The sequence below is a fragment of the Psychrobacter sp. van23A genome, from assembly GCF_030845275.1.
In the GTDB taxonomy this organism is placed as follows: domain Bacteria; phylum Pseudomonadota; class Gammaproteobacteria; order Pseudomonadales; family Moraxellaceae; genus Psychrobacter; species Psychrobacter faecalis.
Genome location: NZ_CP132595.1, coordinates 551,800 through 575,981, shown reverse-complemented (window position 1 = coordinate 575,981; position 24,182 = coordinate 551,800). Strand labels below are relative to the sequence as shown.

The 24,182-nt window shown below is 43.0% G+C and carries 20 protein-coding genes and 4 tRNA genes; 10 read left to right on the top strand and 14 right to left on the bottom strand.

Going from position 1 to position 24,182, the window contains the following annotated elements; all coding sequences use genetic code 11:
- The first annotated feature begins 2 nt into the window (after window positions 1–2).
- Complete coding sequence (locus RAH45_RS02540; protein WP_144298154.1) at window positions 3–440, top strand: MerR family transcriptional regulator; 438 nt, start codon at window positions 3–5, stop codon at window positions 438–440.
- 27 nt (window positions 441–467) lie between these two features.
- Here RAH45_RS02540 and rimI read toward each other — a convergent pair whose 3' ends face one another.
- Both rimI and RAH45_RS02530 read right to left on the bottom strand, forming a co-directional pair.
- Entirely contained in the window at window positions 468–953 is a 486-nt protein-coding gene (gene rimI, locus RAH45_RS02535; RefSeq protein WP_198328677.1) for a ribosomal protein S18-alanine N-acetyltransferase, read from the bottom strand.
- Window positions 954–1,246: 293 nt separating this feature from the next.
- Entirely contained in the window at window positions 1,247–1,774 is a 528-nt protein-coding gene (locus RAH45_RS02530) for a peroxiredoxin (RefSeq protein WP_068404024.1), read from the bottom strand.
- Window positions 1,775–1,974: 200 nt separating this feature from the next.
- Here RAH45_RS02530 and RAH45_RS02525 point away from each other — a divergent pair, with 200 nt between their 5' ends.
- Window positions 1,975–2,856: an IS982 family transposase gene (locus RAH45_RS02525; RefSeq protein WP_306495450.1), complete on the top strand. Its 882-nt coding sequence runs from the start codon at window positions 1,975–1,977 to the stop codon at window positions 2,854–2,856.
- A gap of 232 nt (window positions 2,857–3,088) precedes the next feature.
- On the opposite strand, the gene tuf is transcribed toward RAH45_RS02525, so the two are convergent.
- The 9 genes from tuf to RAH45_RS02480 form a co-directional block, all read right to left on the bottom strand.
- Window positions 3,089–4,279 carry an elongation factor Tu gene (gene tuf, locus RAH45_RS02520; RefSeq protein WP_068404023.1) on the bottom strand — a complete coding sequence of 397 codons (1,191 nt, stop codon included), beginning with the start codon at window positions 4,277–4,279 and terminating at the stop codon, window positions 3,089–3,091.
- 453 nt (window positions 4,280–4,732) lie between these two features.
- Window positions 4,733–4,807, bottom strand: a tRNA-Thr gene (locus RAH45_RS02515).
- Between the two features lie 112 nt (window positions 4,808–4,919).
- A tRNA-Gly gene (locus RAH45_RS02510) sits at window positions 4,920–4,993 on the bottom strand.
- 85 nt (window positions 4,994–5,078) lie between these two features.
- A tRNA-Tyr gene (locus tag RAH45_RS02505) sits at window positions 5,079–5,162 on the bottom strand.
- Between the two features lie 64 nt (window positions 5,163–5,226).
- Window positions 5,227–5,302, bottom strand: a tRNA-Thr gene (locus tag RAH45_RS02500).
- A 305-nt stretch (window positions 5,303–5,607) separates the two neighbouring features.
- On the bottom strand, window positions 5,608–6,627 hold the full coding sequence (locus tag RAH45_RS02495) for an FHA domain-containing protein (RefSeq protein ID WP_198328527.1): 1,020 nt from the start codon (window positions 6,625–6,627) through the stop codon (window positions 5,608–5,610).
- Between the two features lie 113 nt (window positions 6,628–6,740).
- Window positions 6,741–7,595, bottom strand: a complete 855-nt coding sequence (locus RAH45_RS02490) for an RsiV family protein (RefSeq protein WP_306495449.1) — start codon at window positions 7,593–7,595, stop codon at window positions 6,741–6,743.
- A 199-nt stretch (window positions 7,596–7,794) separates the two neighbouring features.
- Window positions 7,795–9,390, bottom strand: coding sequence for a peptide chain release factor 3 (locus RAH45_RS02485; protein WP_144298043.1), 1,596 nt, complete (start codon window positions 9,388–9,390; stop codon window positions 7,795–7,797).
- 173 nt (window positions 9,391–9,563) lie between these two features.
- The gene (locus tag RAH45_RS02480; protein WP_306495448.1) at window positions 9,564–10,481 is read right to left on the bottom strand and encodes a hypothetical protein; all 918 of its coding nucleotides are present in this window, start codon (window positions 10,479–10,481) and stop codon (window positions 9,564–9,566) included.
- Window positions 10,482–10,801: 320 nt separating this feature from the next.
- Here RAH45_RS02480 and RAH45_RS02475 point away from each other — a divergent pair, with 320 nt between their 5' ends.
- From RAH45_RS02475 to RAH45_RS02460, 4 genes are all read left to right on the top strand, one after another.
- On the top strand, window positions 10,802–11,215 hold the full coding sequence (locus tag RAH45_RS02475) for an organic hydroperoxide resistance protein (protein ID WP_068404016.1): 414 nt from the start codon (window positions 10,802–10,804) through the stop codon (window positions 11,213–11,215).
- A 200-nt stretch (window positions 11,216–11,415) separates the two neighbouring features.
- On the top strand, window positions 11,416–14,379 hold the full coding sequence (gene polA, locus RAH45_RS02470) for a DNA polymerase I (protein ID WP_068404015.1): 2,964 nt from the start codon (window positions 11,416–11,418) through the stop codon (window positions 14,377–14,379).
- A gap of 255 nt (window positions 14,380–14,634) precedes the next feature.
- Window positions 14,635–15,120, top strand: coding sequence for a hypothetical protein (locus tag RAH45_RS02465; RefSeq protein ID WP_068404014.1), 486 nt, complete (start codon window positions 14,635–14,637; stop codon window positions 15,118–15,120).
- A 246-nt stretch (window positions 15,121–15,366) separates the two neighbouring features.
- Window positions 15,367–15,762: a hypothetical protein gene (locus RAH45_RS02460; RefSeq protein WP_102076708.1), complete on the top strand. Its 396-nt coding sequence runs from the start codon at window positions 15,367–15,369 to the stop codon at window positions 15,760–15,762.
- An 84-nt stretch (window positions 15,763–15,846) separates the two neighbouring features.
- Here the strand turns inward: RAH45_RS02460 and hemH are convergent, their stop codons facing one another.
- Window positions 15,847–16,866, bottom strand: coding sequence for a ferrochelatase (hemH, locus tag RAH45_RS02455; protein ID WP_198328516.1), 1,020 nt, complete (start codon window positions 16,864–16,866; stop codon window positions 15,847–15,849).
- A 554-nt stretch (window positions 16,867–17,420) separates the two neighbouring features.
- On the opposite strand from hemH, the gene RAH45_RS02450 reads away from it, so the two are divergent.
- The 4 genes from RAH45_RS02450 (at window position 17,421) to RAH45_RS02435 (ending at window position 21,718) form a co-directional block, all read left to right on the top strand.
- On the top strand, window positions 17,421–18,770 hold the full coding sequence (locus tag RAH45_RS02450; RefSeq protein ID WP_068404028.1) for a homoserine O-acetyltransferase MetX: 1,350 nt from the start codon (window positions 17,421–17,423) through the stop codon (window positions 18,768–18,770).
- Window positions 18,767–19,384 (top strand): methionine biosynthesis protein MetW, encoded by a 618-nt coding sequence (gene metW / locus RAH45_RS02445; RefSeq protein ID WP_102076707.1) that lies wholly within the window; start codon window positions 18,767–18,769, stop codon window positions 19,382–19,384. The genes RAH45_RS02450 and metW overlap by 4 nt, the downstream gene beginning before the upstream one ends.
- Window positions 19,385–19,806: 422 nt before the next feature.
- Window positions 19,807–20,388, top strand: coding sequence for a tetratricopeptide repeat protein (locus RAH45_RS02440; RefSeq protein WP_068404007.1), 582 nt, complete (start codon window positions 19,807–19,809; stop codon window positions 20,386–20,388).
- A 274-nt stretch (window positions 20,389–20,662) separates the two neighbouring features.
- Window positions 20,663–21,718: an oxygen-dependent tRNA uridine(34) hydroxylase TrhO gene (locus RAH45_RS02435; protein WP_068404006.1), complete on the top strand. Its 1,056-nt coding sequence runs from the start codon at window positions 20,663–20,665 to the stop codon at window positions 21,716–21,718.
- Window positions 21,719–21,833: 115 nt separating this feature from the next.
- Here RAH45_RS02435 and RAH45_RS02430 read toward each other — a convergent pair whose 3' ends face one another.
- A complete protein-coding gene (locus RAH45_RS02430; protein WP_198328514.1) occupies window positions 21,834–22,367 on the bottom strand; it encodes a DUF488 domain-containing protein in 534 nt (177 codons plus the stop codon).
- A 336-nt stretch (window positions 22,368–22,703) separates the two neighbouring features.
- A complete protein-coding gene (gene serA, locus RAH45_RS02425) occupies window positions 22,704–23,930 on the bottom strand; it encodes a phosphoglycerate dehydrogenase (RefSeq protein WP_068404003.1) in 1,227 nt (408 codons plus the stop codon).
- Window positions 23,931–24,182 lie beyond the last annotated feature (252 nt).

The window sequence follows — 24,182 nt, the reverse complement described above, 5'->3', positions numbered from 1 at the left end:
GCATGGCACCCGACACAGCGTTTTTATTGATTGGCACACTAGCGGCGCAGGCCAATACCACCAAAGATACCATTCGTCATTACGACCAATTGGGGTTACTAAAATCTCGCAAACGCCAAGCAGGCTCCCGGCTTTATACCGAATTTCATCCCGAATGCGTCGAGCGTATCGAGCTCATCAAAAGTGCTCAAGCCATTGGTTTTACATTAACTGAAATCAAAGACAGCTTAAATGATTATTACGATGGTCAACTTGATATTGATTTGCAGCTAAGCCTTACGGAGCAGAAATTGGCGCAAGTTAAAAAACAGCAAACGACAATTAATCTGATGATAGAAATGTTGGCTGAACGCATCGAGGTGCTTGAACGCATGAAAACCGATAAAAATTATCTCTCTAATATCGAGATATGCAAAAAGAAAATACCGCCGCAAGCATAATTTAACTATTCTCTAAACAACCCATTGTTAATCGTAAAATCGCTGCATAATCAAGGCATCGATAGCGGGCCGATGCGGCAGTTGATAATAACTCTTTCGCTTATGAATGACGACAAAACCTTGCCGCTCATATAAAGCAAGCGCTGGTGCATTATCTGCGCGCACTTCTAATAATAAGCTCTCTACCTTATTATTTATTAACTCATTATTTAATGTAGCAAAAAGCTGCGAGGCAATACCTTGACGCTGATAATCAGGATGGGTGCCGATACGTAATATCTCTGCTTGCTCAAAAACCACTTGATATAAACAATAACCAACGATCTTATAGCCTGCTTCCTCTTCTGGTTTATACACTATCTTTATATGCGTACTATCTTGCGCGAGCATCTCAGCCAATGTCTGCTCAGTCCATGCGTCGTGCGGCTGTACGAGCGTTTCAATATTTGCGACTGCTTGAAGCGCTTGTTGCCGCTCTGAGGTATTGGTTGCTAATTTCTTTATAATAAACACCGCTTTTCCTTTTATTTTTCTTATGCCTTAACGGCTATGTTAGCGTAATTTTTAAACTTATTCATAAATGGCATTCTATATATGTCATAAATACATACCTAAGCTGCCTATATTCAAAGATATCTTAGACGTTTAGTTTAATACATCCAAAAATATTTGTAGAAGCCATAAAAAAACTGCTTAGCCCTTATACTTAAGGATTAAGCAGTTCGAAAGTATTTGAGCTTCAGCATTCAAGTAACTATCGACGCCTGATGATACCAGTCAAACATCAATGCACTTAAGAATTGTGATTAAGCATTACTTTTCAGATATTCTAACATGGTATCTGCATCTGATACTTCAAATGGATCTGTTGGACAGTTGTCATCAAAACCCGCTTCTTTAAACACTTTTTTGATTTCTTTATTATCGACATACATCGAATACCGCCATGAGCGCATACCAAAGCCAAGATTGCTCTTATCAACCAGCATGCCCATTTTACGAGTGAACTCACCATTGCCGTCAGGAAGCAAGAAAACGTTTTCACGGTTTTGCTTCAGGCCCCATTGGTACATGACAAAGGCATCATTGACAGAAATGCAAACGATTTCGTCTACGCCTAATGCCTTAAATTCATCGTAAAGCGCTTCATAGCGAGGTAAATGGCTGGTCGAACACGTTGGCGTAAAGGCACCTGGGAGTGAGAAAACCACCACTTTTTTATTGGCAAATAACTCATCTGTGGTTAGGTCATACCATTTGAATGGGTTGTCTCCGCCGATAGATTCATCACGAACACGAGTTTTGAAAGTCACATCAGGTACATGGGTAATCATTATTTACTCCAATTTAGGTTATTGTGTTTTTATTTTTAAAATGCTACCGCTATATAATAAAGGTTATAGTTATCTATAAGCAAATCTTTAATCTACTATAACCCCAGTTCGGGATAAGGGCTCAAAAAAAAGATAAAAAAGAAGTCCAAAGTTGCTAAAGTAAGTTTACCAAGACCACTTAAGCAAAAAGGACTTCTTACATGGACAACCTAACCGAACTATACTGCCATATTGACGACTTTTATCAGCAATTCAAACCTGAGTTTGACGCTCATTTAATCGCAACGGGCCGTCAACGGCTAAGAGCATGCCAGATAAGTGTAGCAGAGATTATGACCATCTTGGTACTGTTTCATCAACTGCGGTATCGACAGTTTAAGGCGTTTTACTACCATCACATGCTTGGCATGATGAAACGGGAGTTTCCAAATCTGCCGAGCTACTCGCGATTTATAGAGCTTGTGCCGCGCAGTATCATACCACTGTGCAGCTACTTGCAAAGCATGATGGGCGACTGTACGGGTATCAGCTATATTGATTCAACCAAGATAGCAGTTTGTCATAACAAACGTATCTACCGTCATAAAGTCTTTAAGGGACTTGCAACCCGAGGCAAAAGCAGCATGGGCTGGTTCTATGGCTTTAAGCTGCACGCCATTATCAATCATAAGGGCGAGCTTGTATCTGTTAAAGTCACTGCGGGTAATACGGATGACAGAGTGCCTGTTAAGGATATGGCAACACCTGTGTTTGGCAAGGTGTTTGGGGATAGAGGCTATATCAGTAAAGCCCTAAACGAGTGGCTCACAAAACACAGTGATACCACGTTGATAACCAAACTTCGGCGTAATATGAAACCCCAATTACTTGAGCCTATGGATGAGGCACTACTCAATCATCGCTCTTTGGTTGAAACGGTGTTTGGGGAGCTGAAAAACTTGTGCCAAATCGAACACTCACGCCATCGTAGTGTCACGGGGTTTATCACAAACTTGCTGTCGGGTTTGATTGCTTATTGCTGGTTTCCCTATAAACCCACCATCAAAAACATGCCTCAGCAGGGACAGGTAGCAACATTGTAAATAGTATCAATGAGTTACAATGTGGCTTATCCCGAACTGGGGTTACTATATATAAATCAGTCCTTATAATTTATAGCTTTGGAATTTATTTTTTCAAATTAGAGAAAAACCCTAGTATTTAACCCCTTATCCTCATTCATACCCCACAAAAAAAGCCACCCCTTATCAGGATGGCTTTTTTCTTACTACATAACGTTATCAGATTTCTCTAATAGCGTTAGGGTTTTGATGCTTAGCTAAGGACGTTAGCAACAACACCAGCACCTACGGTACGGCCGCCTTCACGAATTGCGAAGCGTAGACCTTTGTCCATAGCGATTGGGTGGATAAGCTCTACGCCCATCTCAACGTTGTCACCAGGCATAACCATTTCAGTACCGTCTTGTAATTGGATTGCGCCAGTTACGTCAGTGGTACGGAAGTAGAACTGTGGACGATAGCCGTTTAGGAATGGTGTGTGACGACCACCCTCTTCTTTTGACAGTACGTATACTTCGGCGTCAAATTTGGTGTGAGGGGTAATTGAACCTGGCTTGGCTAGTACTTGGCCACGTTGTACGTCTTCACGTTTAGTACCACGTAGTAGTACGCCACAGTTTTCGCCTGCACGACCTTCGTCAAGCAATTTACGGAACATCTCTACACCAGTACAGGTGGTTTTTTGGGTGTCACGGATACCGACGATTTCGATTTCGTCACCAACACGGACGATACCTGATTCAACACGACCGGTTACTACGGTACCACGGCCTGAGATTGAGAATACGTCTTCGATTGGCATTAGGAATGCTTTGTCAACGTCACGCTCTGGCTCTGGGATGTAGGTGTCTAGGATGCCTAGTAGTTCTACAACGGCTGGTTGGCCGTATTGACCTTCGTCGCCTTTAAGGGCTTGGGTGGCACTCCCTTTGACGATTGGGGTGTCGTCGCCTGGGAAGTCGTAGTCGTTAAGAAGTTCACGAACTTCCATTTCTACTAGCTCAAGCAATTCTTCGTCGTCAACAAGGTCACATTTGTTCATGAAGACGATGATGTACGGTACGCCAACCTGACGTGATAGCAGGATGTGCTCACGGGTTTGTGGCATAGGGCCGTCAGTTGCTGATACGACTAGGATTGCGCCGTCCATTTGGGCAGCACCAGTGATCATGTTTTTAACATAGTCGGCGTGACCTGGGCAATCAACGTGGGCGTAGTGACGGGTTGGGGTGTCATATTCTACGTGTGAGGTGTTGATGGTGATGCCACGTGCTTTTTCTTCTGGTGCGCTATCAATAGCGGCGTAGTCTTTGGCTTCGCCACCAGAGGTGATTGCGGCTACGGTTGCGATAGCGGCGGTTAATGTTGTTTTACCGTGGTCAACGTGTCCGATGGTACCGACGTTGACGTGTGGCTTGCTGCGTTCAAACTTGGCCTTTGCCATGGGTATTTCCTCTTTATTGATGAATCTTTAACAATCAAAGATCGGTAAATAGCTGTTTGACGGCTCATGATGCGTAATAACCATCAAACCGTTGACGCTATGGTTTAGCTACTAAAATGAATGTATTCAAGATGCTTACTAGCTTAATCACATGTTTATATATGGGCATTATACTTGTTTTTCAATCGCTTGCATATTGTGCTAGTTGCTAGCGCGCATTGACAAAACAGCTTTTTATAGATATTGCTAAAAATTAGATTTATAAACCTACTGACAGCACTAAAAGGCAACACCTTAGTGTCACCTTTAAATGATTAATTGCCACACTCTATTTATAATTTTCAATATTTTATAATTCGATATTGCTACAATATTTTGTAAAATACATTGTCTTGTCGAAATGTGATGCTTTATCAAAATAGTAAAGCATATAGACAAGGCTTGAACAATAAATGGAGCTCATATTGAGAATTGAACTCAAGACCTCTCCCTTACCAAGGGAGTGCTCTACCGCTGAGCTATATGAGCATGCTTTTAAAAACTACAGTAGCCAACCTATGGGTTGTACTAAAAAAAATATCACGATACAGCTAATAACCGACTGTCGTGATGTTTGATAGTTGCTGCGAAGGTGCATATATGGAGCGGGTGGCGGGAATCGAACCCGCGTCATTAGCTTGGAAGGCTAAGGTGTTACCATTATACCACACCCGCATTTACTCTTATATTATTTGACTCTAATTAAGAGTCGTACAAGATAAAGAGTATGCTTGGCGCTAGGACATACTTAAAACAAATATGGTGGTGGGAGAAGGATTCGAACCTTCGAAGCTTTCGCGACAGATTTACAGTCTGTTGGGTTTGACCGCTCCCCAATCCCACCTAGATTGCTTGATATAAATCACTTCAATTGAAAGTAAATTCATAAAAAGCGACTTTGAAAGAGATGGTGCCGACTGCCGGGATCGAACTGGCGACCTACTGATTACAAGTCAGTTGCTCTACCAACTGAGCTAAGTCGGCTTGTTCTCTCAAAGTGGTGGCTATTCTATCAAATATTTTGCTAGACGCAAGCCCTTTTTCATTTTTTTTAGCTTTATTTTCATAAAAGCTGTCAAACACTTGATTGTATTGCTATTTTTTCTAACTTAAATTTGCCGCTATTTTTAAAGCTAAATTGATGAGACATCCTTTAAAGTATAAGCTGCCCGCCTTTATTGCATGGCTTTATAAAAATTGCATAGTTTTTTATGAAATTCATCATTTTTATAAGCGAGCAACTGCTTTATTTCTTTTAGAATGCCGTTTAGTTTATAAAGATAGAACTCTTACATGCTGCCTTTATTAAACAACCATAGCGCGAGGCCAATGATTAAAATAGCAATAAATACCCAGATAAACCAGCCACCACTCGGTTTTTTCTCGGCTTGTCCCGCATTGGCAGGATTATTAAGCGCTTGATCCATGGCATTATTACCTGATGTACCAAGGTCGCGCGGCTGACCCAAATTGGCCGTGCCCGAAAACTGGGCGGTAGCAGCTTGCTTAGCACGTAGGACATCGGGATCCGCCTCTTCTTGCAAGGTGGTCGTCGTGGTCTTATCATGCGCTGCAGCATCGCTGTCATATTGAGCCTGACGAACCGCACTCGGTGCTGGTTCTTCTACAACCGGTGTGCTAGTTGAAGTTGATGGTTCATTATTATCAGCTACTGACAATACCTCATCGATTCCAGTTTCCTTGATGACTGGCTCTTTAGCAATAGGTTCGTTGATTATAGGCTCGTTAATTACAGGCTCTGCAGCAACAGTTTCTTTAACGATGGGTTCTTGAATACTAGTTTCTTCAATTGTTGGCTTTTTATCTGCTGCTTCGCTAACGACTGGCGCTATAACGGTAGATTCAGCGGCTGGTATCGATTCAGTAGACGTAACAGCGTTCGTGCTTAATACTGGCTCATCTGACACAACTGGAGCAGCTTGTTCATTGTCCAAGGTCGCAGCAACAGGCGCAATTACCTGAAAGTTAAAGCTTGCAAAGCCTAGCGTATCATTGGCATTAAGGCGCTGAGATTTATTGCCCTCAATCCGCTGCTCATTGATAAAAGTGCCGTTCGATGACTCTAAGTCCTTAACGTATAGCTCCCCATTTAACACGCTCAAGACAGCGTGATTGCGCGACACTTGCTTGCTGCCGAGTACCACGTCATTATCGCTACCGCGCCCAACAGACAGGCTGTCACTGACGCTCAAGGTCAGATCGCCTAGTGCTTCGGTCAGGGCATTAAGTTGCCAAGTTGCATCCTCTGTCGTCACAGGTGTATGGGCATTTTCTGTATGGTTTGTCATGGTATCACTCCTTATTTTTATAAAATATTCAATGGCTATTTTTATCTAATAACTTTCTATAAATGGCTGTTCTTATACAATTATCTTCATACTGGCTAAAATTATTGTTGATATTATTTAGCTATAAAGCGAGGTTTTATAATGCCGCTAAGCTTGTTGTAAGGAATACTCAGTACGGGCATTCCGTATGCGTAGGGGCCGATAGAATAATGCTGATAACGAATATCAATCCCTTTATCAGTCAAGGTTGCGTTCTCACTTAAGGTAAATGGCCAGTTTTTCTCATAGCTTGCCGCATCTTCATCGACCGTTTTCACCCAATCTTTATAAGCATCATAAGCTAAAGCTTTAAATTTTGATTTTTTGTTGGGCTGTAGCATATCTGCTAACTGAATTTGTTTCTCAGTTTTTTGGTCAAATATCAAATACTCGCTATATGGCATACCATGAGCGCCACCAGTGAAGACATAAGAGTTTATTTCAAACAGCTCAAAATCATTCACATGACCCAAGTATTCAGGCGTCACCATTAAGTTATAGACGAAAATGCTGTCTTGCGGTAAGTCGGCAAACTGCGCGCTAACAAAACCGTCGATGGCAGCTTTGACCTCGGCTGGGCTACTTTTCTTGGTGATGGGCGCGGACTCCGTTGGCTTACTATTGACCACTAAATTATCAATACGCGCATTGGCAAGCTTATTTATCCAAGCATGATTGGTCTTAAGGTACTTCACTTCAATATCTGGGCAATTATCACGCGCCGTACATTTTTCCTGTATTTTTTTAGGCAATTCATATTCTAAATATTCGCTATGACTAATCAAGCTACCCGCCTGCGCTGATAGGCTTAAAGCCCCAAGTAATAAGCCACTACTTAGCAACGTAACCAGACTTCCCACGCTGTGCTGAGATGGAAATCGTTTAGTAAATCTTGAGTTATTGTTATGAATGTCAGTTGTAGATTTCATATAGACTCTTTCACGTACAAATAAGGTTTATTGATATTCTACCGTAACTATTGCGCCCTATTGTAGGCGCACTGTTTGTGTTTTTGAGTACTTAATGTTGAGGCGGGCACTTATATTTGACTGCGACAAAATTTTTCGTAATAAAAAAGACACGATAGCGTGTCTTTTAAAGGTAAGAATAAGAATTCATAAGCTAATTTTAATGCTCGCGCGTATTGCTAAAAGTAATCTCAGGATAGCGGTCTTGCATCAGCTGCAAGTTCACCCGAGATGGCGCAAGATAGGTCAAATAGCCACCACCATCTATTGATAATTGGTCATGGGCTTTTTTCTTAAACTTCGCCAGCGCCACTTCATCATCACAATGAATCCAGCGTACGGTCGCAATCGATACCGGCTCAAAGATACATTGCACTTTATATTCTTCTTTTAGACGGTGGGCGACCACTTCAAACTGTAGGACACCGACCGCTCCTAAGATTAAATCGTTATTAATCTGCGGCATAAAGACCTGCGTTGCGCCCTCTTCGCTTAACTGCTGTAAACCTTTTTGCAGCGCTTTTGATTTAAGCGGGTCTTTTAGCACCACACGGCGGAACAATTCAGGAGCAAAGTGCGGAATACCAGTAAAGTTTAATTCTTCGCCTTCGGTAAAGCTGTCACCGATAGAAATGGTTCCGTGGTTATGTAAGCCAATGATATCACCCGGGTAGGCTTCTTCTAACGCTTCACGGTCACCTGCAAGGAAAGTCAAAGCATCGGCAATACGCACGTCTTTACCCAAGCGCACGTGCTTCATTTTCATGCCTTTTTCATATTTACCAGAGCACACGCGCAAAAAAGCAATGCGGTCACGGTGACGCGGATCCATATTGGCCTGAATCTTAAACACAAAACCGCTAAATTCGGTTTCGGTTGCGGCGACTTCGCGCTCATTGGTCGGATGCGATTTTGGCGGCGGTGCATATTTAATCAAGGTATCAAGTACCATGTTGACGCCAAAGTTACCCAGTGCCGTCCCGAACAATACAGGCGTCATCTCACCTTTTAAAAACGCCTCGACTTCAAAGTCTTCGAGTGCCATTTGTACCAGCTCAAGCGATTCTTCAAAAGAATCAAACATCAGCTTGCCCAAGCGCTCACGGATATCAGGATAATCGTAGCCTTCGCGCGTTTCAGAGACTGTCATCTCACCGCCATGACCCTTTTCATATAGGTAAGTTTTGTTTTCGGTTAGATGATAAACACCAACGAAATCTTGCCCCATACCAATCGGCCACGTGACCGGAATACATTTAATCTTTAATACTGCTTCGATTTCGCTGAGTAGCTCAAGCGGCTCGCGAATCTGACGGTCAAGTTTATTAACAAATGAGATGATGGGCGTATCACGCATTCGGCAAACTTCCATCAGCTTGATGGTCCGCTCTTCGACACCTTTTGCGCCATCGACCATCATTAGCGCACTGTCTACCGCGGTCAGAGTACGATACGTATCTTCACTAAAGTCGGCATGACCCGGGGTGTCTAGCAGGTTGACCATATGGTCTTTATAAGGAAACTGCATGACCGAGGTGGTAATCGAGATACCGCGCTCCTGCTCCATACTCATCCAATCAGATGTCGCATGACGGTCAGTTTTGCGGCCTTTTACTTCACCAACCACCTGAATCGCCTGCCCCCATAGCAGCAGCTTTTCGGTCATGGTGGTCTTACCCGCATCGGGATGCGAGATAATGGCAAAGGTGCGGCGTTTGGCGACTTCTTTGCTTAATTTCTTTGGATCTACGCTCATAATTTCGGCTTCAACGGTTGTGTGATTTAGAAATCACGCTAAATAAATAGGATAAATAATGGGCGTATTGTAGCGGATTTAGCGTTTGCTTGCAGAATTAGCGCATAAAAAAACACTCTCTAATGAACAAATAGAGAGTGATGATATTTTTTATCCTTAGGTATTTCTAAACGTTAATAGTAGCGCTTGATTTCTCTTTCTAAAAGGTCAGCGGCGACATCATTGACAATCGTGCAATCGACCACACCGCGAAAGATGTTGGTATTTGGATTGCTACTACCTTTGGCCACATAATCCGCTTCATAAATATCTTTACTATATTCAACCCCGTTATACTGATAAGCTGGTTGGTCTTTATATTCAAAAAACATCACTTGCGCCGCTTTTTGCTTATTATTGATACCAACGCCAAACCTTGAGGTACTATAATCTCTATCATCATTAAAACGTGCTTCGGCTGCCGCAACCCATTTATCAAGCGACGAGTATCCTGTGTTGTCTTTTTCGTTAAAAGCTAAAAATTTACGCTCGCTGCTGACGACGGGAATATAGCAAACCGAGCCTGCTGGAAAGGCTAAATTGGTTGGCAGTTTAGAATAGTGACTTAAGCCCGTCTTAATGCCGCGACTATTGCTTAGCGGAACGCCTGCACGGTAATCATCGGCTTTCACACCTGACAAGTCCAAGGTTTTATAAGTGGTTTGATAATTGAACTTGTTATTGCTGTTTTTTTCATAAATAGGCCGTTTGACCGTGCGGCCACTGACTTCAATATTTTTGTGTTCCAATCGTCCTTCGAACTTATCGGCTAGTACCGTTTTGTCTAAAGTATTTAAACTTTGATTGCTGTAGTTATTGACAAGATTTCTGGTTTTAATCTCATAATTACCGGTACGGTAGGTTTCATCGATGCGCGCAATCGCAGTCGCATTGGCTTTACTGTCATAGCTATCGGCAAATCTGCTCAGCGTTATATTATTGCTACTGCCTACGCCAAAAAACACGTCCTCTTCTTCGCAGCCGCTGAGCGCAAGTGCCATTAGAGAGACGATACTTGGTAATAAAATCCATTTATTTAGCGAGGCATTCATTAAACAATGTCCTTATGATTAAACTCTTTTTAGCTAATTTGGTTACTGTAATATGTTAGTAAAATACTTTTTGTGATTAGTTTACATTAATAGTATCGTTATTTATATATCAAAATCCTACTATTATGGTTTTAGAAAACTCCGATTAGACATTTTAGCAAGTTACCATTTCTAAACTTGCGCGATACGTTCAACGTTGCTCACTGTGCTAATCTAAGGAGTTACTATGTAAAATCGCTTTTTAAGTAAGATCACATGTAAGGAAGGTCACATAGTAGATAAATCATTTAATTATAAAAACCAACAACAAAGGATATGTTATGAAAACATTGTATTCTACACAAGCTACCGTTACTGGCGGCCGTACGGGTAATGCGAGCCTAAAAGATAGTGATTTGACCATTAACATGGTCGCACCGGGTTCTGGTAAAGACGGTAACAATCCAGAGCAGTTATTTGCTATGGGTTATGCTGCTTGTTTTGATGGCGCACTGGCAGCGGTCAAAGGTGAAGAAAAAGCAAAATTTGACTCGACTACCGAAGTATCAGTAGATTTAATGAAAGGCGAAGGTTTGGACTTTAAATTAGCCGTAAAGATTCACGTAATCGGTGAAAATACAGAACTATCGGCCGATGAATTTCAAAAACTGGTCGAAAAAGCCAATAAAGTCTGCCCATATTCGAAAGCCACCCATGGCAATATCGATAGTGAAGTGACGTCAGAAGTAAAATAACTCTTAGAAAGAATATTAATTAGTCAGAAGAAAACTGATAAAAGAACTCAGCTGGTCTGGGTTCTTTTTTTATTGGCTATCGTTTTGAGTCGTACACATCTTAACTCTTAAGCCATTCGGCACGCGACGCTTTTATCGTTATAATGGGTTATCTTTTTTCTCATTTTTGATTATACCTAATAAATAATAAGTGACTTTCTATGACCGACAACGATCACAACTCGCACTCGCCCATTAATCCCAATACGCTACCAAACTTTGCCACCATGCCCAATGTGGCAACGATGGATACCAGCCATGTGAACAAAGAGCAGCCGCCCTTTATCTTGGTCGACGGCTCTTATTATTTATTTCGCACCTATCATGCCTTGCCAAAGACTATGCAAAACTCTCAAGGGCTGGTCACTAACGCCATACGTGGGACGTTAAATGCGTTATTAAAGCTCATGCGTCGTTATCATCCAACCCATATGGCAGTCTGCTTTGACACCAAATCACCGACTTTTCGTCATGCCATGTCAGAAGAATATAAAGCCAATCGACCAAAAATGGATGTCGAGCTTGCCGAGCAGATTCCTTATATTCATAGTTTGGTGGTGGCGCTAGGGATTCCATTATTACGTATCGAAGGCGCGGAAGCCGACGATATTATTGGCACTCTAGCCCATCGCGCCGTTGCCGAAGGTCATCACGTCGTTATCTCGACCGGTGATAAAGATATGATGCAGCTGATTAATGACTGCGTGATATTAGAAGACAGCTTTACCGGTAAAGTCACTGATAGCGCAGGCGTAGTGGAAAAATTTGGCATTAATCCTGAGCAAATGATTGACTTTTTAACGCTGATGGGCGACTCCTCTGATGGCATTAAAGGCGTACCCGGTATCGGTAAAAAAACCGCCAAAGACCTGCTTAACGAATACGGCAACATTGATAACATGCTCAAAAACGTCGCCAATATCAAAGGACGCGCTGGCAAAAATCTGGTCGAATATGCCGACGACATTCCCTTTAATGCGCAATTAGCAACCATCGTCACTGATTTAGAAATTGGTCAAGATTGGCGAGATTTAAAAATCAATACCGACCCGTGCGCCCATATCGATGAGCTACGCGCACTCTATAGCGAGCTTGAATTTAGAAATGAGTTGGCATCACTCGACCATCCCAATCATCCCGCCAATGCTAATGGGAATGGCGCACAAAGCGTTGCCGACAGTCAAGCGGATGCCGAATCGCAAGCGCAAATCGCCAAATCTCTACAATCAAGTGTTATCGATAATATCAAAGATAGTAAAAGTCATGATAAAGCGTGGCACACGGTTTTAGATGCGCCTGCTTTTGATAGCTTGGTTACATTATTAGAATCTGCACCGCATTTTGTCATTGATACCGAAACCACCAGCGTTTATTGGCGTCAGGCTGAATTGGTTGGCTTGTCTTTTGCGGTAAAAGCTCACGAAGCTTATTACGTGCCGCTAGCTCATCTAGAAGGCGATGAGCTGATTACCAAACAGCTTGACCGCGATATGGTGTTGACGCGCTTAAAACCCATCTTAGAAAATCCAAACATTGGTAAAATCGGTCAACATTTAAAATATGATGCCCATATTCTTAGCTTTTATGATATCGATTTATTAGGCAGTATTCATGACAAACCTAATAATTGGGCGATGGATACCATGCTTGCCAGTTATGTAATTAACGCGGCCGCTACTCGCCACGGTATGGATGATTTGGCACGCCATTATTTGCATACGCAAACTATCAGCTTTGAAGACGTTGCTGGTAAAGGCGCTAAGCAAGTGTGTTTTGACCAAGTTACCATTGATTTGGCCAGCGATTATGCCTGTGAAGATGCCGACATTACCTATCAGCTGTTTGATTTATTTAGCGAAAAACTGGCGGCAGATAAAAACAATGCCAAGCTGCTACACGAGTTAGAGATTCCAACTGCGGAAATACTCTGCCAAATGGAAGCAAATGGCATTTTAATCAAGCGCCCATTCTTAAACGAGCTATCGCAACGTTTCGACGAAGAAATCATTGCACTTGAAAAACGCGCTTATGAAGTCGCTGGTGAAGCATTTAATCTTGGCTCACCAAAACAGCTCGGTGAGATGCTGTTTGAAAAGCTAGGCGTTGCGGGCGGTAAAAAAACCAAGTCAGGTCAATACTCGACTGGCGAAGCGGTATTGTCAAAGATTGACCACCCGTTGGTTGAAATCGTCCTTGAATATCGCGGTTTATCGAAGCTTAAAAGCACTTATACCGATGCCCTTGATAATGTCGCAGATGCCAAGACTGACCGCGTGCATACTAGCTACCATCAAGCACTGACCAGTACTGGGCGTTTATCTTCAACCGATCCTAACTTACAAAACATTCCTATTCGTACCGCGACCGGTCGCCTGATTCGCCAAGCGTTTATTGCCCCAGAAGGTCGCGTGATTTTAGCTGCGGATTATTCACAAATCGAGCTACGTCTGATGGCGCATTTCTCAGGCGATGTCAATTTAACGCGCGCCTTCAACGAAGGCTTAGATATTCACACGGCAACCGCTGCTGAAGTCTTAGGCAAAGCCGTTGAAGAGGTCAGCGCCACTGAGCGCCGCAATGCTAAAGCCATTAACTTTGGTCTGCTCTATGGTATGAGCGCTTTTGGTCTGGCCAAGCAGCTACAGATGAGCCGCGGCGAGGCGCAAGATTATATCGATATGTATTTTGAGCGTTATCCAAGCGTCAAAGACTATATGATTAATACCCGTGCCAGCGCTTATGAAAAAGGTTATGTTGAGACAATATTAGGCCGTAAGCTTTATACGCCTGATATCAATCATAGCAATCGTATGGTCAAGCAAGGCGCTGAACGGGCGGCGATTAACGCCCCACTGCAAGGCTCAGCGGCGGATTTAATCAAGCTTGCAATGATAGCGGTCGATAAAGTATTGCCAAAAGAGCACGCAAAAATGCTGCTGCAAGTCCATGATGAGCTGGTGTTTGAAGTCGATAGCGATAAGGTCGATAGCATTCGTCAGCTGATTACCGACGCTATGCAGGATGTGTTGACCACAACGGCTGTTGCAAAAGGCTGGCATGTGAACTTTGCCGTACCGTTATTGGTTGAAACCGATATTGGTAGTAATTGGGACGAAGCGCATTAATGACTTAAATAAAATAAAAGCTTAAACGATAGCGTTTATCATTACTCATAGCCGTAAGCTTTTCTTAGCAGTATAATAAGTCTACGTTAGACGGTTTTTTACCTGTTAATGCTTTAAATATTGGTTTTTACGCGGTAATTTACGATATAAAGTGAGCCTTCGCGCTCGCTTTTTTGTTTTTAAAGCTAGGAGCGTTCCATTTTACATTCAGATAGCATCATCGAAATCCCTGGTAATATTATCCTGTTAGTCTGTATGCTACGTTGCACGCAGTATGTGATACAAAGCCGCAGCAAACCAAGCAGCTACTTTTGGCTAGCCTCTGTGTTGGTGTTCTTTGAAGTGATTCGTCGTGAATTAAACTACTTACCAGAGCTCTTTATTCCTAGTGATTTCTCACTCCTCACCCATTCTTATGATTGGTGGGAAGATAACGTACTTGCCATTATTTTACTTGTCATCATTGGCTTGCTCGCCTATTCATGGCGTTACCTTTGGGCGGTATTAAAAGATATTAATATCAGCCTGTATATTGCAGTCGCTGTATTGGCGGTCTTACAATATATGGGCGAAAATGCCATTGTTATCCCCGAAAGTATCGGAGAAATGGTCGAAGAGGTTTCCGAGACGATCATTTATACGATTGCCTTGATTTACTTGTGGCGGTTTAAACTTGGCGATTTTGAAAATTATATTTTACATCAGCCAAATCAACACGAACCGTGCAATGCCAATTACTAGGTTAATTATTCTAAGTTAACTGTCTAAAATAGTTTTGAGAAAAATAATGAACGCTAAAACCTTTTTATGGCTGCCTACTTAACTCGTACTGGCAGCCATTCTTTATCTATCCTTACATTTTTTGCACATCCTGTGACACCTCACTACTATTAGTTGCAATTATAACGCGGCACACTGATAAGCATAATTTTGATAATTATAAACAACCCGTTTAATCGTAATTATAACTATAATGAGGACATAACCATGGACAATTCAAAAACCCCATTACCAGAAGAGATGGATCATATCGAAGGCGATAGCAGCATTGATGATAATGAAGGCGATAGCAGCATTGATGATAATGAAGGCGATAGCAGCATTGATGATAATGAAGACGGTAGCCAAGAGATTGATTTAAACAATCCTATGCTACATACGTTTGACGACGACGATGTCATCGATAATAGCGCAGGATTTAATAATTCTGAAGTCGGCACGGATGCCACCCAAGGACTGACCCCGATACATCGCCAAAATATCGATGAAGCTCGGATTGATGAGGTGTTGGTTGAAGACAATTTAGACGATAAAGATTATCCTGACATCGTCGATATTGCTGACAGAGATGCGGCTAAAGTTTCTAATGATGATAATTTTTAGACATTATGTACTGATAAAATGGAAATTCATTTAGAAAAAAATACCGAACATTATGTCCGGTATTTTTTTGACTTAAGAAAACCATTAAACCCAGCCATCGAGTGTACCAGCCCAGCCTTTAACCAACGGCAAACTGAGTGCTTCAAGCAAATCAATATGCGCCTCATCTAGGTTTAATGCTGGAATATAATGATACTCTTGCCCGCCTGCATTTAAGAAATTATCACGGTTTTCGATTGCCAATTCTTCCAGTGTTTCTAAGCAATCAGCAGAGAATGCCGGACTAACCACTTGTACCGAACGCACCCCAGATTTGCCCCAATCTTCTAATACCACATCGGTATACGGCTTGACCCATTCTTGCTTACCAAAGCGTGACTGAAAGCTGATAATCCACTCGTCATCTTGCAGACCAAGTTCGTGCGCCACTTGCGCAGCGGTACATTTACAGCGTTTTGGGTACGGATCGCCTTTATCAGCATAAGGCTGCGGAATCCCGTGAAAGCTAAACATCAGCTTTTCAGGCTTGCCATGCTCGGCTTGAAAGCGGCGAATCGAGTTGGCCAATGCTTGAATATACAGCGGATGCGCAAAGTAATCTTTGACAATGCTATAGTTTGGCAAGTTGCGCTGCTTTAGCGTCCATTTGGTCAAGGCATCATAGACTGCACCACCAGACGAGGCAGAATACTGCGGAAATAACGGCAAGATAACAAAATGGTCAACCCCCTCGCTTTTTAGTGTATCCATCACGTCAGGCAAACCCGGATTGCCATAGCTCATCGCTGCATGTACAGAAACACGAAATGGCGCCACGCTATTTGCCAAGCGCGGCTCGAGCAGCTCAACTTGGCTGTTTAATATTTTGCGAATGGGCGAATCGCCTTCCCAAATACTGGCATAAGCCTTTGCTACACGTTTTGGGCGACTTGGTAGGACAAACAGATTTAAAATAATCGCCCACAAGAATTGAGGGATTTCAATCACGCGCGGGTCGGACAAAAACTGTTTTAGATAACGACGGACGGCGGGCGCGGTCGGCTCATCTGGCGTACCTAGGTTGACTAGTAAAACGGCAATACGGGGCGGCAATTGAGGTTTCATAAGGGCATTATCTATTCTTGGATTATGTTATTGTGAAGTTATAAGCTTTGATCAGCTAAAAGGAATTTCAAAACTCATATATTTTAGCCATTTATTTAGCAATAGGACTATTAAGCTTTAATTAATCACCCTTGGCAATTATCAAAATATACTAAGCAGACGATAGTCAATCACATACCAAATTATGGTTAAATAAAAAGGCTGATACTTATCATCAGTGTAGCATTTTATCCACCAAAAACGCAGGGCAAAACACATGCGGTTTAGGATTGCGACACCGTTAATACCTCAGCTACTGATACTTTGCCTGAAAGACTGCCTATCAAGGTTGTACTCCTAGGCGCATCGCCATACAATAGACAAGCTTATAATAAGAAAGTAGTTGGACCCCTTATTGTCGCGATTCTAGGTTTGTTTTATTTATAACCGTTTTTTATCCATAACCATTGTTTTATCCATAACTGTAACTGTTGTTTTGTGAGGTAGCTTTGAGCGCACGTTCTGATAGTACCAGTGAACATTCCACCAACCATTCTGCTAATGCGACCGATTCTATCGATTCGGTAGGCTCAGTTGGCCTCGTCACGCCGCAGACTTTTCATTTCGCTGAGCCATTGACCTTGGAGTGCAATCGCACCCTACCTTCATTCGATTTAATATTTGAAACTTATGGCACGCTCAATAGCGACAAATCAAACGCTATCCTTATATGCCACGCCCTATCAGGTAGCCATCATGCGGCAGGCTTCCATAGTGACGACGATAAAAAAGCGGGCTGGTGGGACAATATGATAGGCCCTAATAAAGCCATCGATACCAATCAGTTTTTTGTGGTTTGCGTCAATAATATCGGCAGCTGCTTTGGCTCTACTGGTCCGACCACCATCAATCCAGACAGTGTAAGCGATGAGGGTAAAGCGCAGGTTTATGGCCCCGACTTCCCCCTTGTCACTATCAAAGACTGGGTAAAAACCCAAGCCATGCTCTCAGACCGCTTGGGTATTGAGGTTTGGCATGCCATTGTCGGTGGCTCGATGGGCGGCATGCAGGCTATGCAATGGTCGGTCGATTATCCAGAACGCTTAAAACGCTGCGTGGTCATAGCCAGTACGCCAAAGCTTTCTGCGCAAAACATCGCCTTTAACGAAGTCGCGCGGCAATCCATTCTCTCTGACCCTGATTTTAAAGACGGGCGTTACTTACAGGCGGGTACTTATCCTCGGCGCGGGCTTATTCTTGCTCGCATGGTCGGTCATATCACCTACTTGACCGATGATGCGATGAAGGCAAAGTTTGGTCGTGATTTAAAGTCTGGCAAATTTATGTATGGCTATGATGTCGAATTTCAGGTCGAGAGCTATTTGCGCTATCAAGGCGAACGCTTTAGCGAAAACTTCGATGCCAATACTTATTTGCTGATGACCAAAGCATTAGATTATTTTGACCCGACGCGTGATTATCCGTCAGCGGTAGACTCATCAATACAATCATCGGCAGAGCTAGAAACCTCCCTCGCCGCAGCAGTAAAAGCCGATTCTACTGAGAAAGAGCTTGAGAAAACGGTAAACAGTAGCGCGGATATTGCTACTGCTGACAATGCTGATAACGTTAATGTAGCCAATGCAAAAGAGCTGAACGCGCTAAAAGCTGCCTTTGCTCATACAAAGTGCCAATATTTGGTGGTGTCATTTACCACCGACTGGCGTTTTGCGCCCGAGCGCTCACAAGAGATTGTCGACGCACTGATGGCAACTGGCAAACCAGTCAGCTATATCAATGTCGACGCCCCGCACGGTCATGATTCGTTTTTATTCGATATTCCACGTTATATGGGTGCGGTTAAAGGCTTTTTGACCGCGCCATTTATTGCCAATCGTTTGAAAGCCAAAGGAGCACGCTCATGAGAATGGATCATCAATTGGCTGAGCGTTGGATAGCGCCGCACTCGCATGTGCTGGATTTAGGCTGCGGTAACGGCGAGCTGCTCGCGCATTTACAGCAAAATCTAGGCGTCACCGGTTATGGACTTGAGATTGATGAAGATAAAATCAATGAAGCCATCACTAAAGGCTTATCCATCGTCGAGCAAGACCTCAATGATGGCTTGAGTCGTTTTGCCGATAATAGCTTTGATACCGTGGTTATGGCGCGCGCCCTGCAAGCGGTAAAAGCGCCCGATATATTGCTGCTCGATATGCTACGCGTTGCCCGTGAAGCCGTGATTACCTTTCCTAACTTTGCCCATTGGCAAAACCGCCTGCATTTAGGCTTAAAGGGGCTGATGCCGGTTTCAGAAGCGCTCCCTTATGAGTGGTATAACACTCCAAACATTCACTTGTGTACCTTTAAAGACTTTGAGCAGCTGTGCGCGCAGCATGATATTCATATCATTAATCGCTTTGCGGTCAGTGACTCTGAAAAAGGCCATAAGCCGCTGATGACCGCATTAATCAGACAAGCACCCAATCTGCTCGCAGACGTCGCTATTTATCGGGTCACCAAACAAAAACCTGCTTAATAGTGAGGTTTACGCACGGGTTATTAACGAAAATTTAAATAAAAAAGTAATAATGTTAACCTTAATAGAATGTTAATTTATTCTTACGCTTAAGTAACTCTATGATTTTATTGAGGACCGCGAGGTATAAGTAGGCTTTAAATCGTGTAATTAGTATTTGAGTTTCGTAAGTTTGGGTGTTAAGCTAGCGAAATAGTGTCAGTCATACCCCATATACGACCGTTTATCGGATTTTTTAACCGTTTATCGGCTCTATTTGAGGTAACGACCACTAAATATATAAATGTTATTGCTAATGATTAGGTAAGAAGGTAGCGCAAAATTTCACCTAATTGTTATCGCCGCCTAACTGTCTCAAGCGAGACCATTTTAGCGGTGCAACTTTTTCTTTTGCTTATTAACTGCCTAATTTTGGAGCTGCTATGAAATTATTAAAAGCTGCGTTGTTTACTGCCTTGTTTTCTTGTGCGGGCCTTGCCAACGCTGAGTTAATATCAAACGTGCCACTTGATACCTCACGTTTCGAGCTAATGCCTATCAGTGAGCTGTCTGCCAGCGCTGCCCAAGGTAATAACCACGCCCAGTTTTACTTAGCCAAGCGTTTGCAAAAAGGTGAAGGCGTCGCCCAAAACACCCAGCAAGCTATCCAGTGGTATACCAAGGCCGCTCAGCAAGGCGTCGCCCCTGCTCAGTTGAATCTTGCTATCATGTACTTGCGCGGTGAAGGCGTTCAACCTAACTTGCAACAAGCGCGTCTATGGTTAGAAAAAGCCGCGATGCGCGGTGATAACCGTGCCAGCTATACGCTTGCCCTGCTCGATGAAAAGCAAAAAAATCTGGTCGATGCTTATAAATGGTACGACTTGGCTGCCCGTGATGGCATGCTGGATGAAAAAGTCCGCAATAAAGCACGCGGTAAAATCGGTCAATTGGCATTAAACTTATCAAGTGCTGATATCGCTAGCGCGCGTAGCAAAGCCGATACTTGGTTCCAAAGTAAGTAAGTTGTAATTTAGACTTTACACAGTAAATATAAAAAAGCTCAGTATCATACTGGGCTTTTTATTTGCCATTTTTATGATCTGTCATATTTCGATGAAATTATAGGAGGATAAAACCTCCAAAACCTTTTTAAAATTTGTTAAACTACGCCCGCATTAGCCAATTCCACAACCACGCTAGTGTTATGAATCTTACCAATTCATTTTAACAGTGAATTTTAAAAAGCACCTTAAGCCCAATGCACTAGGTTTGCGACCTAGCCAGCAGGAGAAACACATGAGTACCTCACAAACGACTGACGTACAAGCGTCAACTCACGCCAACGAATACGATAGCGTCACCAATAATATTGTCGTTGCCGCCCTCTATAAGTTCACCCGCTTTACCGATTTTGAGCAATATCGTGAGCCCATTTTAAATACCATGTTAGAGAATGACGTCAAAGGCACGTTATTAATCGCGAGCGAAGGTATTAACGGCACGATTTCTGGTAGCCGCCAAGGAATTGATAATGTCTTAGAATATCTGCGCAGTATCGAAGCCATCGGCAGCTTTACTTTTAAAGAGTCGTATACCGATGCCCAGCCTTTTTATCGCACCAAGGTGAAGCTCAAAAAAGAAATCGTCACCATGGGCGTGGAGAATATCGATCCATTACAGTCGGTCGGTCGCTACGTGAAGCCAAGTGAATGGAATGCGCTTATCTCAGACCCTGAGGTTATTTTGATTGATACACGTAACGATTATGAAGTTCAAATCGGTACTTTTCAAAACGCGGTTAATCCAAATACCGAAACCTTCCGCGAGTTCCCAGAGTATGTGGCAAAAGAGCTCGATCCTGCGAAACATAAAAAAGTCGCCATGTTCTGTACCGGCGGCATCCGCTGTGAGAAATCGACAGCCTTTATGCGTGAGCAAGGTTTTGAAGAGGTGTATCATTTAGAAGGTGGGATTTTAAAATATTTAGAAGAAATTCCAGCCAGCGAGTCCATGTGGCAAGGCGATTGCTTCGTCTTTGACAACCGTGTCTCGGTCAATCACAATTTAGAGAAAGGCAACTACGAGCAATGTTTTGCTTGCCGCATGCCAATTACTCAAGATGATATGCAAAGCGCTGCCTATATCAAAGGCGAATCGTGCCCGCACTGTATCGATAAAGCAACCGAAGAGCAAAAAGCGCGTTTTCGTGAGCGCGAGCACCAAATGCAGTTGGCAAAAAAACGTGGTGAAGCGCATATTGGTAGCGATGTGATCGATGTGATTGAAAAGCGCAAAGCAGCTAAGATTGAAGCTCGCCGTCAAGCGGAAACCGCCAATAAAGCCAAAGCTTAATAAGCTAAATCAACCAAAGCTTAACTGCATTAAGGTTTATTAAATAAGTCTTGTTAAATAAGAGCTATAAAAAAGAGGCCAACAGCGTCTCTTTTTTTTATAGCTCTTATTTATATTATACCGCTGGATAAATTACTTGGCCTTGACCCTTTAGCTCAGCCCCGGGTGTTGGCTTGGCAACATCCAAGCGACCAACGCCCATAATATGCTCTACCCTATGGCCTCGCAGCAGTAAATAGTCGGTAATGATACGCCGATGGCAACGCCACCATACTGCTTCAGAACACATAAGGGTAAGGCGCTGTTTTTTCCCGAGTTGAATAAGTTGATCGAGAGCGGCTTGAAAAGTATCACTTAACGCATAATCCGCGTAGTTATGAAAAGCCTGCACATGCCATAGATCATTAATGTGTTCATCGACCTGCTTTTGCTTCGGACGTCGCCCGCCAAGGTCGGCGCAGTGCTGATAACTGATGCCAACTTGACTGAGTGCTTTTGGAAAAGTATCGATATTAAAGACAGGATTGGTACGAGAACGCGGAAAGCTGCGCACATCGATGAGCAGTTCGATATCGGCTGCTTGAAGCATTTTAATCAGCTCTTCAAGACTACGGGTGGAATGTCCAATCGTATAAAATATGGTGGTCATGGGTTAAGCCGTGATAAAGTTGTCGTTTTACAATTTATTGTTGTCGTCTTATTTTGCATGGTTTTGTCTTAAATGGTTCAATGGTTGTACTCATTCAATATTACCCAGCCTCAACCTGCTCACTCATTAGGACTTTTGTAGGACTATCGTGGTTGAAGGTCGCTAACGCAGCAAAATCAAGCAAAGCAAACCAAATCAAATCTCTACTACTTATAACGATACCCAACATAAAAAAATAGCAGACAACCACCAAGGTCATCTGCTATTTCATTTAACTTACTTTAAGACGTTAAACGTATCTTTATACCGTCAGTCTTAAGCGTTATGAATAATCTATTAAAATAAGATACGTACGCGAATGGTTTCTTCGACGTCTTTTAGCTGATCTAGAGCAGCACGTGAATCGTTATAATCCACATCCATCACCAGATAGCCAACGTCACCTTCGGTCATGAGGCTCTGCGCTAAAATATTGATATGCGCTTCAGCAAACAGACGGTTGATCTGTGACAATACGCCTGGGACGTTTTTGTGGATATGCAGCAGACGATGCGTGCCTTCTTTAAACGGTACAGAAACCTCTGGGAAGTTCACCGCAGTTGCGGTATCACCTTGGTCAGAGTAACGAACAAACTTATCGGCAACTTCAAGACCGATATTTGCTTGCGCTTCTTGGGTTGAACCACCGATATGCGGCGTCAAGATAACGTTATCGAATTTACGTAGTGGTGATTCAAACTCTTCATCAGCAGATTTTGGCTCTTTCGGGAACACGTCAATCGCTGCGCCCAAGATTTTACCTGACTCAAGGGCTGCTGCCAAATCATCAATCTCAACACAGGTGCCGCGAGCGGCGTTGATAAAGTAGCTACCATCTTTCATATGCGCAAACTGCTCAGCTTTCATCATGTAGCGCGTGCTTGGCACATCAGGTACATGCAAAGTGACGATATCAGCGGTTGATAATAGCTCTTCTAAGCTACCAACTTGTACAGCGTTACCCAGTGGCAATTTGGTCACAACATCGTGATAGATGACTTTCATACCAAAGCTTTCCGCCAATACCGACAATTGCGAGCCGATAGAGCCGTAACCCACGATACCGATGGTTTTGCCACGCACTTCATGCGAGTTGGTCGCAGACTTGCCCCAACCACCGCGATGGACGGTGGCATTTTTTTCAGGGATACCGCGATATAGCATGATGGCTTCGGCAAGTACCAGCTCAGCGACCGAGCGGGTGTTCGAATATGGCGCGTTAAAGACAGGAATACCCAAATCACGAGCGGCGTCCAAGTCGACTTGGTTGGTACCGATACAAAAACAGCCAATACCGATCAGCTTGTGGGCGTGCTCAAGCACTTCACGCGTCAGCTGCGTGCGCGAGCGAATACCGATAAAGTGAGCATCTTTAATCTTTTCGATCAGCTCATCTTGATCTAGGGCGTGACTGATATTCTCGATGTTATGGTAACCAGCCCCTTCCAATACTTTTAACGCATTGTCATGTAGACCTTCAAGCAATAAAAACCGGATCTTGTCTTTTTGTAGTGATAACGCCATGTGAGAACTGTCCTATAATTGTCTTATAAAAATCATCAGTGGGATAAGTCTGATGGATGAAACGAAAACAGTCTGGATATCTTACACAAAATTTGGCAGCGATGTTAGCAGATTAGATGAATTATTGCTTATCAAGCCTGAAAACTTTTTATGCTATAGTGAATCATGGTATATAAAACTTATAACCAAACCTTATTAAACTGTTTTTTAACGATTTAAGCGAGACAGATGGGCGTATGACAGCATCTCTAT

Coding starts and splice junctions, on each gene's coding strand:
- RAH45_RS02440 (WP_068404007.1), top strand. CDS start 19,807: ATGAAATTATTAAAAGCTGCGTTGTTTACTGCCTTGTTTTCTTGTGCG.
- RAH45_RS02530 (WP_068404024.1), bottom strand. CDS start 1,774: ATGATTACCCATGTACCTGATGTGACTTTCAAAACTCGTGTTCGTGAT.
- RAH45_RS02540 (WP_144298154.1), top strand. CDS start 3: ATGGCACCCGACACAGCGTTTTTATTGATTGGCACACTAGCGGCGCAG.
- RAH45_RS02495 (WP_198328527.1), bottom strand. CDS start 6,627: ATGACAAACCATACAGAAAATGCCCATACACCTGTGACGACAGAGGAT.
- RAH45_RS02485 (WP_144298043.1), bottom strand. CDS start 9,390: ATGAGCGTAGATCCAAAGAAATTAAGCAAAGAAGTCGCCAAACGCCGC.
- RAH45_RS02480 (WP_306495448.1), bottom strand. CDS start 10,481: ATGAATGCCTCGCTAAATAAATGGATTTTATTACCAAGTATCGTCTCT.
- RAH45_RS02475 (WP_068404016.1), top strand. CDS start 10,802: ATGAAAACATTGTATTCTACACAAGCTACCGTTACTGGCGGCCGTACG.
- RAH45_RS02465 (WP_068404014.1), top strand. CDS start 14,635: ATGCTACGTTGCACGCAGTATGTGATACAAAGCCGCAGCAAACCAAGC.
- RAH45_RS02460 (WP_102076708.1), top strand. CDS start 15,367: ATGGACAATTCAAAAACCCCATTACCAGAAGAGATGGATCATATCGAA.
- RAH45_RS02435 (WP_068404006.1), top strand. CDS start 20,663: ATGAGTACCTCACAAACGACTGACGTACAAGCGTCAACTCACGCCAAC.
- metW (WP_102076707.1), top strand. CDS start 18,767: ATGAGAATGGATCATCAATTGGCTGAGCGTTGGATAGCGCCGCACTCG.
- serA (WP_068404003.1), bottom strand. CDS start 23,930: ATGGCGTTATCACTACAAAAAGACAAGATCCGGTTTTTATTGCTTGAA.
- hemH (WP_198328516.1), bottom strand. CDS start 16,866: ATGAAACCTCAATTGCCGCCCCGTATTGCCGTTTTACTAGTCAACCTA.
- RAH45_RS02430 (WP_198328514.1), bottom strand. CDS start 22,367: ATGACCACCATATTTTATACGATTGGACATTCCACCCGTAGTCTTGAA.
- RAH45_RS02525 (WP_306495450.1), top strand. CDS start 1,975: ATGGACAACCTAACCGAACTATACTGCCATATTGACGACTTTTATCAG.
- RAH45_RS02490 (WP_306495449.1), bottom strand. CDS start 7,595: ATGAAATCTACAACTGACATTCATAACAATAACTCAAGATTTACTAAA.
- polA (WP_068404015.1), top strand. CDS start 11,416: ATGACCGACAACGATCACAACTCGCACTCGCCCATTAATCCCAATACG.
- tuf (WP_068404023.1), bottom strand. CDS start 4,279: ATGGCAAAGGCCAAGTTTGAACGCAGCAAGCCACACGTCAACGTCGGT.